At 76.6% G+C, this 10,776-nt stretch carries 10 protein-coding genes; 7 read left to right on the plus strand and 3 right to left on the minus strand.

From position 1 onward, the window contains the following. Window positions 1-99: 99 nt before the first annotated feature. Genes D459_RS0104145 through D459_RS0104155 form a run of 3 tightly spaced genes read left to right on the plus strand, consistent with a single transcriptional unit; the run spans window position 100 to window position 2,674 of the window. Window positions 100-996 carry a metal ABC transporter substrate-binding protein gene (locus D459_RS0104145; protein ID WP_017591737.1) on the plus strand — a complete coding sequence of 299 codons (897 nt, stop codon included), beginning with the start codon at window positions 100-102 and terminating at the stop codon, window positions 994-996. After that, on the plus strand, window positions 993-1,778 hold the full coding sequence (locus tag D459_RS0104150) for a metal ABC transporter ATP-binding protein (RefSeq protein WP_017591738.1): 786 nt from the start codon (window positions 993-995) through the stop codon (window positions 1,776-1,778). The genes D459_RS0104145 and D459_RS0104150 overlap by 4 nt, the downstream gene beginning before the upstream one ends. Then, window positions 1,778-2,674 carry a metal ABC transporter permease gene (locus tag D459_RS0104155; RefSeq protein WP_017591739.1) on the plus strand — a complete coding sequence of 299 codons (897 nt, stop codon included), beginning with the start codon at window positions 1,778-1,780 and terminating at the stop codon, window positions 2,672-2,674. Before D459_RS0104150 ends, D459_RS0104155 begins: the two co-directional genes overlap by 1 nt. A 19-nt stretch (window positions 2,675-2,693) precedes the next feature. Here the strand turns inward: D459_RS0104155 and D459_RS0104160 are convergent, their stop codons facing one another. Continuing rightward, complete coding sequence (locus tag D459_RS0104160) at window positions 2,694-3,506, minus strand: alpha/beta fold hydrolase (RefSeq protein ID WP_017591740.1); 813 nt, start codon at window positions 3,504-3,506, stop codon at window positions 2,694-2,696. A gap of 72 nt (window positions 3,507-3,578) precedes the next feature. Next, window positions 3,579-4,397: an alpha/beta fold hydrolase gene (locus tag D459_RS0104165; protein ID WP_017591741.1), complete on the minus strand. Its 819-nt coding sequence runs from the start codon at window positions 4,395-4,397 to the stop codon at window positions 3,579-3,581. A 263-nt stretch (window positions 4,398-4,660) separates the two neighbouring features. On the opposite strand from D459_RS0104165, the gene D459_RS0104170 reads away from it, so the two are divergent. Next, on the plus strand, window positions 4,661-5,443 hold the full coding sequence (locus tag D459_RS0104170; protein ID WP_394296690.1) for an APH(3') family aminoglycoside O-phosphotransferase: 783 nt from the start codon (window positions 4,661-4,663) through the stop codon (window positions 5,441-5,443). Between the two features lie 77 nt (window positions 5,444-5,520). Here D459_RS0104170 and D459_RS0104175 read toward each other — a convergent pair whose 3' ends face one another. Further along, window positions 5,521-6,072, minus strand: coding sequence for a GNAT family N-acetyltransferase (locus tag D459_RS0104175; protein ID WP_020380049.1), 552 nt, complete (start codon window positions 6,070-6,072; stop codon window positions 5,521-5,523). Window positions 6,073-6,370: 298 nt separating this feature from the next. Here D459_RS0104175 and D459_RS0104180 point away from each other — a divergent pair, with 298 nt between their 5' ends. The 3 genes from D459_RS0104180 (at window position 6,371) to D459_RS30695 (ending at window position 10,656) form a co-directional block, all read left to right on the plus strand. Next, entirely contained in the window at window positions 6,371-6,922 is a 552-nt protein-coding gene (locus tag D459_RS0104180) for a GNAT family N-acetyltransferase (protein ID WP_241484955.1), read from the plus strand. A 195-nt stretch (window positions 6,923-7,117) separates the two neighbouring features. Beyond that, entirely contained in the window at window positions 7,118-8,500 is a 1,383-nt protein-coding gene (locus tag D459_RS0104185; protein ID WP_017591745.1) for an MFS transporter, read from the plus strand. Next, the gene (locus tag D459_RS30695) at window positions 8,497-10,656 is read left to right on the plus strand and encodes a molybdopterin oxidoreductase family protein (protein ID WP_017591746.1); all 2,160 of its coding nucleotides are present in this window, start codon (window positions 8,497-8,499) and stop codon (window positions 10,654-10,656) included. The genes D459_RS0104185 and D459_RS30695 overlap by 4 nt, the downstream gene beginning before the upstream one ends. The last annotated feature ends 120 nt before the right edge of the window (window positions 10,657-10,776 follow it).

Genomic DNA, 10,776 nt, shown 5'->3' on the forward strand with positions numbered 1-10,776 from the left:
GGCGGGGAAGGGCCGCGGTCGGCGTTCAAGGCGGACCTATGGTAAAAGTTAGGCGTGCCGAACATTTCAGGTTGGAGAGCTGCAATCCGCCGCGGCGCGGTGGTCCCCGCGGCCGGGGCGCTGGCGGCCGCGACCGCCTGCTCCGCCGCCCCCGCCGCCGAGGACGACGGCCGCCCCAAGGTCGTCACCACCTTCACCGTCATCGCCGACATGGTGCGCAACGTCGCCGGCGAACACGCCCAGGTGGAATCGATCACCCGCCCCGGCGCCGAGATCCACGGCTACGACCCCACCCCCGACGACCTCGTCCGCGCCCAGGACGCCGACCTCGTCATCGACAACGGCCTGGGCCTGGAGGCCTGGTTCGAGCAGTTCACCGACCCCCTGGACGCCCCCACCGCCACCCTCACCGACGGCGTCCGGACCATCCCCATCACCTCCGGCGAATACCAGGGCAAGGCCAACCCGCACGCCTGGATGTCCGCCGACGAGGCCCAGGTCTACATCGCCAACATCCGCGACGCCCTCAGCGGCATCGACCCCGCCCACGCCGAGGACTACGCCCGCGCCGCCGAGGACTACTCCGCCCGGGTCGCAGAGGTCGGCGAAGAGCTCCGCACCGACCTGCAGGCCCTGCCCGCCGACCGGCGCGCCCTGGTCACCTGCGAAGGCGCCTTCTCCTACCTGGCCCGCGACGCCGGCCTCACCGAGAAGTACCTGTGGCCGGTCAACTCCGACGCCCAGGGCACCCCGCAGCAGATCGCCTCCGCCGTCACCTTCGTCGAAGACAAGCAGGTCCCCGCGGTGTTCTGCGAGACCACCGTCAACGACAAGGCGCAGAAGCAGGTCGCCGCCGAGAGCGGGGCCCGCTTCGCCGGCTCCCTCTACGTCGACTCGCTGTCCAAGGAGGACGGCCCGGTGCCCACCTACCTCGACCTGCTCCGCCACGGCGCCGAGACCATCGCCGCAGGCCTCACCGGAGAGGAGGACCGATGACCGCCACCGCCGCCGACCCCGCGGCCGGGACCGGGCACGCCCCCGCCCCCGCCATCGACGCCGCCGGCGTCACCGTCCGCTACGGCGACGTCCTCGCCCTGGAGGACGTCGCCCTGACCGTCGCCCCCGGCCGCATCTGCGGCCTGCTCGGCACCAACGGGTCCGGCAAGTCCACCCTCTTCTCCGCCCTCATCGGACTGATCCGCCCGGCCCGCGGCCGGGTCCTGCTGCACGGCCGCACCCCCGACCGGGCCCGCAAGGCCGGCCTGGTCGCCTACGTCCCGCAGAGCGAGCAGATCGACGACGCCTTCCCGGTGCGGGTGCGCGACGTCGTCATGATGGGCCGCTACGGCCACATGGGGCCCACCCGCCGGCCCCGCCGCGCCGACCGCGAAGCCGTCGCCGAGGCCCTGGACCGCACCGGCCTCACCGACCTGGCCCACCGCCGGATCGGCGCCCTCTCCGGCGGCCAGCGCAAACGCGCCTTCGTCGCCCGCGGCATCGCCCAGGGCGCCCGGGTGTTCCTGCTCGACGAGCCCTTCGCCGGCGTCGACAAGGGCTCGGAGGGCACCATCATCGACGTCATGCGCCGGATGCGCGACGACGGCCGCACCCTGCTGGTCTCCACCCACGACCTGGCCGGCGTCGGCGACTTCTGCGACGAGGCGGTGCTGCTGCAGCGCCGCGTCCTGGCCCGCGGCGCCCCCCGCGAGGTGCTCACCCCGCAGCGGCTGGCCGAGGCCTTCGGCATGGGCCGCCCCGACCCCGCCGAGGAGGCGTGATGGAACCGCTCAACGCCGTGGTGGAGTGGTTCACCCTCCCCCTGCAGTTCGACTTCATGTGGCGGGCGATGCTGGTCAGCGTGGTCGCCGGCGCGGTGTGCGCGGTGCTGTCCTGCTGGATGACGCTGATCGGCTGGTCGCTGATGGGCGACGCGGTCTCGCACGCGGTACTGCCCGGGGTGGTGCTGTCCTACCTGCTCGGGCTGCCCTTCGCGGTGGGCGCGCTGGTCTTCGGCGCCGGGTCGGTCGCGCTGATCGGGGTGGTCAACCGCACCTCCCGGGTCAAGGAGGACGCGGTGATCGGCACCGTGTTCACCGCCCTGTTCGCGGTGGGCGTCCTGCTGGTGTCCAAGATCCCCAGCCAGACCGACCTGATGCACATCCTGTTCGGCAACGTGCTGGGCGTCTCCGACGGCGACATCGCCCAGGTGCTGGCCATGGGCGCGGTGGTGCTGGCGGTCGTGCTCATCAAGCACCGCGACCTCACCCTGTTCGCCTTCGACCGGGTGCACGCCCACGCCATCGGGCTCAGCCCGCGCCGCCTGGAGACGCTGCTGCTGGGCCTGCTCGCCGTCACCGTCGTGGTCGCCCTGCAGGCGGTGGGCATCATCCTGGTCGTGGCCATGGTGATCGTGCCCGGCGCCACCGCCTACCTGCTCACCGACCGCTTCGAGCGCATGCTGGTGATCGCGGTGGCGGTCTCGGTCACCGCCTCGGTGCTGGGCACCTACCTCAGCTTCCACCTGGACGCCGCCACCGGCGGCGCCGTGGTCGCCGTGCAGGCGTGCGCGTTCGCCCTGGCCTACCTGTTCGCCCCCGCGCACGGCGTCATCGCCCGGCGGCTGCGCGAACGGGCGGCCTCCCGCCCCGCGGCCCCCGACCCGGCGGGGCGCTGACCCCGCCGCCGGGCCCGGGTCAGGACCGGGCCGCCATCTCGGTGAAGAACCCGCGCAGCACCGGCGCGATCGCCTCCGGCCGCACCACGTGCTCCTCCCCGCGCACCACCGTCCGCCGCACGTCCGACAGCACCGCCGCCAGCGCATCGGAGCCCATGCCGTAGAGCGGCTCGCTCCTCTCCCCGCTGGCCACCAGCACCGGCACCCGCACCGCGTCCCAGCGCCGCGCCGGCAGCGGCGCCCCCGACATCGCCTCGGCCACCAGCACCCCGTCGTAGGCCAGGGTGTGCGCGGCGTCCTGCATCAGCGCATAGCAGGGGTCGCGGCGGATCGGCTCCAGCGCCCCCGCGGGCACCCCCACCGCCTCGGTGAGGAAGCAGTCCACCGCCTCGGCGCGGCGCCCCTCGGCGGCCAGCGCCCCCACCCGCCGGGCGTAGTCGGCGGGCAGCGGGGCCCGGCCGCCGCCCAGCACGAACGGCGGCTCGTACAGCGCCAGCGCCGCGACGGCCAGCCCGCGGGCGGCGGCCTCCAGGGCCGGCACCGCCCCCGAGGAGACCCCGAACAGGAAGGCGCGGCCGCCGGCGGCGCCGATCAGCGCGGCGATGTCGTCGACCTCGCGCCGCACGATCTCCTCGGCCCCGCCGGCGTCGCCGCCGCCGCGCCGGTCGTAGCCGAACACGGTGAAGGAGTCGGAGAGCAGGGCGGCCAGGCCGCCGGGCGGGCCGAAGGCGCCCCGGCCCATGGTGCCGTGCACCAGGATCAGGGCCGGCCCCGATCCGCACCGCTCGTAGGCGACGGGGGTTCCGTCCCGGGATATCGCGATCTGCTGCATGGGGGTGTGCTCCTCCTCGCTGGGGGTGCCCGGCCCCGGGGCGGGGCCGGGCCGGGGGCGTTCGCTCGAAGGTCAGCCGGCCTCGGGGGCGGCCTTGGCGGCGGTGTCGGTGAGGAACTCCTCGATCATCGGGACCAGCAGGTCCTCCCGGTGCACCGCGGTGATGTGGGTGGTGCCGGGCAGCACCGCCAGCCGCGCGGCGGGCAGCCCGGCCAGGTCCCCCGGCACGCCGCCGCCGAGGAGCCGGAACAGCTCCGCGGCGTGCTCGGGGCGGACGATGTCGGAGTCGCCGACGGCCAGCAGCACCGGCGCGGTGATCGCGCCCAGCTCCCCGGGCGTCCAGGTCCTGATGTCGGAGTCCAGCTCCTGCACCTTGGCGAAGAGCCCGGCCCAGCCCTGCGGGTCGGGGGCGGTGCGCATGTACTCCTCGTAGAACGGCGAGCCGGCCATGTCCTCGGCGGCCATCTCCCCGATGCCGCCCAGCACCTCGGGGTAGAGGCCCTCGGGGGAGAACCCGACCGAGATCAGCACCAGCGAGCGCACCAGGTCCGGCTCGGCCGCCGCCAGCTCCATCGCCACGCCGCCGCCCATGCTGTAGCCGAGCACGTCGGCCGGGCCGCCGACCACCTCGCGCAGCAGCCCGGCGACGTCGGAGGCCATCGCCTTCCCGCTGAGCGGCCGGTCGGTGTCGGGGGTGCGCCCGTGGCCCTGCAGCTCCACCGCGATGACCCGGCGCCGCCGGGCCAGCGCCGGCAGCAGCACACCGAAGGAGGTCCCGATGCCCGACAGCGCCCCGTGCAGCAGCACCAGCGGGTCGCCCTCGCCGTGCACCTCGTAGTACATGTCGACGCCGTTGACCTGCACCCGGCCGCTGCGCACCGCCTCGCCCATGGGGGTTCCTCTTCCCGTTCCCGGACGCGCCACGGCGGCGCGCCCCTCACCACTCTCAGACCGGGGGCGCCGGCGGAACTCATCGCCGCGGCGGAGATTTCTCCGCCCCGGCCCGGAGACGGCCGCGCGGGGGGCGGCTCCTTCCCGGACCGGGGCGCCGGGCGGAGGGGCACGGGGCCGGCCGGCGCCCGGCGCCGCCGCCCTCGCCCGCTGCGGGCCGGGCGGCTCCGGGACCCGTTCCGGCCCGATTGAATGGAAGGGTGATCGAATCCGTCCGCCGGCGGCTGCGCCGCCGCCACCTGCTGTACTCCTGGACCCGCGTGTCCACCGGCGCCTCCGGTGACGAGGTGTGGCGCCTGTCCGGGCGCTCGGAGCTCTACGCCAAGATCAGCGCCGACCCCGAGGGGCTGGCCGCCGAGGCCGAGCGCGCCCGCTGGCTGATCGGCGCCGGGGTGGCCGCCCCCGACCCGGTGGAGCAGGGCGAGCGCGACGGCACCGGGTGGCTGATCAGCACCGCCGTCCCCGGCCGCCCGGTCTCCGCGGACTGGCCCGCGCACCTGCGCGCACCGGTCGTGGCCGCCTTCGCCCGGCTGGCCCGCCGCCTGCACGACCTGCCCGCCGGCGGCTGCCCGTTCCACCGCGGCCTGGACACCGCCGTGCCGTTGGCCCGCGAGCGGACGGCCGCCGGCGCCGTCGACCCCGAGGACTTCGACGACGAGCGCCGGGGAGCCTCCCCCGAGGAGGCCCTGGCCGAACTGGAGGCGCGCCGCCCGGCCGAGCCCGCCGCCGACGCCGCGGTCTGCCACGGCGACCTCACCGGCGACAACGTCCTCGTCGACCCGGCCACCCTGGAGTGGACCGGGGTGGTGGACACCGCCCGGCTGGGCGTCTCCGACCGCCACCGCGACCTCGCCGTGGCCCTGCGCGACCTGGACGGCGCCCCCTACGGGCCGCCCTTCGCCCGCGCCTTCGCCCACCACTACGGCGACCACCTGATCGACGGGGAGCGGCTGGCCTACTACCGGCTGCTGGACGAGTTCTTCTGATCCCGGGCCCCGCGCCCGCCCGCGCCGGTGCGCCGGCCCCGCCCGGCCCCCCGGGGCGGGGCCAAGGCCGGGGCGGGTCAGCCCCCCGGGAGCAGGGAGAACACCGCCAGGTCGCGCCGCTCGCCGGCGATCTCCATGTAGCCGCGCAGCACGCCCTCGAAGGCGAACCCGGCGCGCTCGGCGGTGCGCAGCGACGCGGTGTTGCCCGGCTCGACGTGCAGCTCCAACCGGGCCAGGCCCAGCTCCGCCAGCCCCCAGGAGGCCGCCAGGGACAGCGCCCGGGCCGCCAGGCCTCGGCCGCGGTGCGGCGGGGCGACCCAGTAGCCCAGCGAGGCGCGCCCGCCGTCGGCGCGGTCGCGCCACAGCCCGATCGCCCCGGCGGCCCCGCCCCGCTCCTCGATCGCGAACGGGAAGCCGACGCCCAGCTCCGCCAGGCGGGCCTGGTGCGCGACGAAGTCCCGGGCGGCCCGGTCGGTGAACTCGGCGGGCACCCGGGTGATCCGCACGATCGCGGGGTCGGCGGAGGCCGCGCGGAGCACCCCGCCGTCCCCCTCCGACCAGGGGCGCAGCACCAGCCCGCGGCCGCGCAGCCGGGGCACCTCCAGCGGGGGCTCAGGGAACTCTGCCACGGACCGATCGTGCCGCGCCGCCGGCCGCGCCGGCAACCGGATTCCGCCCCCGGGGATCGGTCGTCGAGGTTGTGCGCGATGCACAGCAGCGCCTCGACCGCGTCCAGCCCGCCGTCGGGCAGCGCGCCCGGCGGGGTGCCCTCCTCGATCAGCCGCCGGTGCACCGGCTCCGTGTCCGGCACCAGCGCCACCCCCGTCACCGGCGCGCTGATCCGCGCCGCGAACAGCGTCTCCCACGCGGTATGCGCGCCCGCGCATACCGGCCGCTCGCGGCCACCGGAGGCGAAAAGGGTTGCCGGTGCGGCGACCACAGGGCAGGGTGGCGGCCATGCCGACCCTGCACGCCGCCGCCATCACCACCCCCCGCCTGGTGCTGGAACCCCTCACCCCCGGCCACGCCGAGGAGATGGCCGGCGTCCTGGCCGACCCCGGGCTCTACACCCACATCGGCGGGGAACCGCCCACCGCCGCCGACCTGCGCCGCCGCTACACCGCCTGGGCCGCCGGCGCCCCCGACCCGGGGACCTCCTGGTGCAACTGGGCGGTCACCGCCGGCGGGCGGGCGGTGGGCACCGTCCAGGCCACCGTGGAGGAGCACCCCGGGGCCGAGACCCGCGCCGCGCTGGCCTGGATCACCGGCGCCCCCTGGCAGGGCCGCGGCTACGCCGCCGAGGCCGCCCGCGCCCTGGCCCAATGGCTGGCCGGCCAGGGGGTGCACCGGCTCAGCGCGGCCGTGCACCCCGCCAACACCGCCTCCGAGCGCATCGCCCGCGCCTGCGGCATGCGCCCCACCGGCCGGTGGGAGGAGGGCGAGCGGATCTGGGAGCGCCGCACCACCGCCCCGGCCTGACCCCGCCCGGCCCCGCGAACCGGGCGCCCACCGCCCGGTCCCGCCCGCCGGGGCGGCCCCGCGCGGGCGCCTCACCGCGCCCCGGACCCCTCTGTGAGCACCCCGTTTCCCCGGTGTTACCGGACGACCCGCGCAGGTAACGGCGGCTTCCTAGCATCGTCGGCGTTCCACCCCGCCGACCTGGAAGGCCCCGCCGTGACGAGCCGAGACACCGCCGAACGCGCGGGCGGGCGCTGGATCGCCCGCTGGGACCCCGAGGACCGCGAATTCTGGGAGGCCTCCGGGCGGCGCATCGCCCGCCGCAACCTGTGGGTGTCGGTCTTCGCCGAGCACCTGGGCTTCTCGGTGTGGTCCATCTGGTCGGTGCTGACCCTGTTCATGGTCCCCGAGGCCGGATTCGACTACACCCCCGCCCAGAAGTTCCTGCTGGTGTCGGTGGTGACCCTGGTCGGGGCCGTGCTGCGGGTGCCCTACACCCTGGCCGTGCCCGCGTTCGGCGGCCGCAACTGGACCACGGTGTCGGTGGCGGCGCTGCTGGTGCCCACCGCCACCGCCGTGCTGCTCGTCCAGCGCCCCGACACCCCGTTCTGGCTGTTCCTGCTGCTGGCCGCCACCGCCGGGCTGGGCGGCGGCAACTTCTCCTCCTCCATGGCCAACATCAACTCCTTCTACCCCGAGCGGGAGAAGGGCCTGGCCCTGGGGCTCAACGCCGGAGGCGGCAACATCGGGGTGCCGGTGGTGCAGCTGGCCGGGCTCGCGGTGATCGCCGCGATCGGCCCGGGCGGCGGGGCGCTGCTGGCCGCCGCCTACATCCCGCTGCTGGCCCTGGCCGCCTGGCTGTCCTGGACCCGGATGGACAACCTGGCCACCGCCCGCGCCGACCCCGGCGCCCAGGCCGCCACCGCCAAGGACCGCGACTTCTGGATCATGTCCCTGCTCTACATCGGCACCTTCGGGTCCTTCATCGGGTTCTCCTTCGCCTTCGGGCTGCTGCTGCAGAACCAGTTCGGCCGCACCCCGCTGGAGGCCGCCGCCGTCACCTTCCTCGGACCGCTCATCGGCTCGCTGATCCGCCCGGTGGGCGGCAGGCTCGCCGACCGGTTCGGCGGCGCCCGCGTCACCCTGGCGACCTTCCTGGCCATGGCCGCCGGCACCGCGCTGATCGTCGCCGCCTCCCTGACCGGCTCCCTGGCGCCGTTCACCGCCGCCTTCATCGCCCTGTTCGTGCTCACCGGCATCGGCAACGGCTCCACCTACAAGATGATCCCCTCCATCTACGCCGCCCGCGCCGCCGACCTCGCCGCCTCCGGCACCCCCCGCGCCGAGGCCGAGGCCCGGTTCCGCCGCATCTCCGGGGCGGCCCTGGGGCTGGTCGGCGCCATCGGCGCGCTCGGCGGCGTCGCCATCAACCTGGTGTTCCGCCAGTCCTTCGAGGCCACCGGCGGCGCCACCCCCGCCTACGCCGCCTTCCTCGGCTTCTACCTGCTGTGCGCCGCCGTCACCTGGGCGGTCTACCTGCGCCGGCCGCGCACCGCACCGCCCGCGCCGGCCCCCGCCACCGGGGCGGAGGCCCGATGACCCGCACCCACTGCCCCTACTGCGCCCTGCAGTGCGCCATGCACGTCGAACCCGCCCCCGGCGGGCGCTGGGCCACCCGACCCGCCGACTTCCCGGTCAACCGGGGCGGGCTGTGCCGCAAAGGCTGGACCGCCGCCGAACTGCTCACCCACCCCGGCCGGCTCACCGCCCCGCTGCTGCGCACCTCCCGCACCGGCCCGCTGCGCCCGGTCGACTGGGACACCGCCCTGGACCACATCGCCGCCCGGCTGCGCGCCCTGCAGGCCGAGCACGGCCCCGACGCCGCGGCGGTGTTCGGCTCCGGCGGGCTGACCAACGAGAAGTCCTACCTGCTCGGCAAGTTCGCCCGGGTGGCGCTGGGCACCTCCCGCATCGACTACAACGGCCGGTTCTGCATGTCCTCGGCGGCCGCCGCCGGCAACCGCGCCTTCGGCCTCGACCGCGGCCTGCCCTTCCCCGTCACCGACCTGCCCGGAGCCGAAGCGGTGCTGCTGGCCGGCGCCAACCCCGCCGAGACCATGCCGCCGCTGATGGGCCACCTGTCCGCGCCCCGGCTGATCGTCGTCGACCCCCGCCGCACCGCCACCGCCCGGGCCGCCCTGGACGCCGGCGGCCTCCACCTGGCGCCCCGCCCCGGCACCGACACCGCCCTGGCCCTGGGCCTGCTGCACGCCGCCCGGGCCCAGGGCCTGCTCGACGAGGACTACATCGCGCGGCGCACCACCGGCTTCGAAGCGGCCTGGGCCCACGCGGTGCCGTGGTGGCCCGAGCACACCGAGCAGGCCACCGGGGTGCCCGCGCACCTGGTCCGCGAGGCCGCCCGCGCCCTGGGCGAGGCCGCCGCCGGGCGCGGCGCCCACGTCCTCACCGGGCGCGGCACCGAGCAGCACTCCAAGGGCACCGACACCGCCTCCGCCTGGATCAACCTGGCCCTGGCGCTGGGCCTGCCCGGCCGCCGCGGATCCGGCTACGGCTGCCTGACCGGGCAGGGCAACGGCCAGGGCGGCCGCGAGCACGGCCAGAAGGCCGACCAGCTGCCCGGCTACCGGCCCATCACCGACCCCGCGGCGCGCACGCACATGGCCGCCGTATGGGGCGTGGACGAGGCCGACATCCCCGGGCCCGGCACCAGCGCCTACGAGCTGCTGGACTCCCTGGGCGCCCCCGGCGGCCCGAAGGCGCTCCTGGTGTTCGGCTCCAACCCGGCGGTCTCCGCGCCCGCCGCCGCCCGCGTCCGCGACCGCCTGGCCGCCACCGGCCTGCTGGTCGTCGCCGACTTCGTGATGTCGGAGACCGCCGCACAGGCCGACGCGGTGCTGCCGGTGGCCCAGTGGGCCGAGGAGGAGGGCACCATGACCAACCTGGAAGGCCGGGTGCTGCGCCGCCGCAAGGCCCTCGCCCCGCCGCCCGGGGTCCGCACCGACCTGCAGGTCATCGCCGCACTCGCCCGCCGGCTGGGCCGCGGCGCCGACGAGTTCCCCGACGACCCCGGCGCGGTCCTGGCCGAGCTGCGCGCCGCCACCGCCGGCGCCCCCGCCGACTACTCCGGCGTCACCCCCGAGCGGCTGGAGTCCGGCGAGGCGCTGCACTGGCCCGTCCCGGCCCCGCCCGGCCCCGGCGGCCCGCCCGCACGGCCCACCCCCCGGCTGTTCCTGGACCGCTTCGCCCACCCCGACGGGCGGGCCCGGTTCACCCCCGTCGCACACCGCCCCCCGGCCGAGGCCCCCGACGCCGACCACCCGCTGCTGCTCACCACCGGCCGCACCATGGGCCACTACCAGTCCGGGGCGCAGACCCGCCGGATCGCCGAACTGGCCGGCGCCGAACCCGAGGCGTGGGTGGAGGTCCACCCCGACACCGCCGCCGAGCACGGGCTGTCCCCGGACGGGTGGGCGCGGCTGACCTCCCGGCGCGGCACCATGCTCGCCCGGGTGCGGCTGCAGCACACCGCCCGCCGCGACACCGTCTTCGCCCCCTTCCACTACGGCGGCGACCAGACCGCCAACGACCTGACCAACCCCGCCCTCGACCCCGTCAGCCGGATGCCGGAGTTCAAGGTCGCCGCCGTGCGCATCGAACCCGCCCCGACGGGCGGGCCCGGCGCCGAACCGGACCCGGCCCGCACCGGCCGGCGCACCACCGGAGGTACCCGATGACACCCGACGCCCCGCACCGCCCGCGCCGCATCGCGGTCATCGGCAACGGCATGACCGGCGCCCGCTTCGCCGAGGAGGCCGCCCGCCGCGACCCCGGCGGGCGGCGGGGGCACCTGACCG

It is taken from the genome of Nocardiopsis potens DSM 45234 (assembly GCF_000341105.1).
In the GTDB taxonomy this organism is placed as follows: Bacteria; Actinomycetota; Actinomycetes; order Streptosporangiales; family Streptosporangiaceae; genus Nocardiopsis_A; species Nocardiopsis_A potens.

Bases quoted from the DNA above. Each gene is read 5' to 3' on its own strand.
- D459_RS0104150 (WP_017591738.1), top strand. From the start codon at position 993: ATGACCGCCACCGCCGCCGACCCCGCGGCCGGGACCGGGCACGCCCCC.
- D459_RS0104155 (WP_017591739.1), top strand. From the start codon at position 1,778: ATGGAACCGCTCAACGCCGTGGTGGAGTGGTTCACCCTCCCCCTGCAG.
- D459_RS0104160 (WP_017591740.1), bottom strand. From the start codon at position 3,506: ATGCAGCAGATCGCGATATCCCGGGACGGAACCCCCGTCGCCTACGAG.
- D459_RS0104165 (WP_017591741.1), bottom strand. From the start codon at position 4,397: ATGGGCGAGGCGGTGCGCAGCGGCCGGGTGCAGGTCAACGGCGTCGAC.
- D459_RS30695 (WP_017591746.1), top strand. From the start codon at position 8,497: ATGACCCGCACCCACTGCCCCTACTGCGCCCTGCAGTGCGCCATGCAC.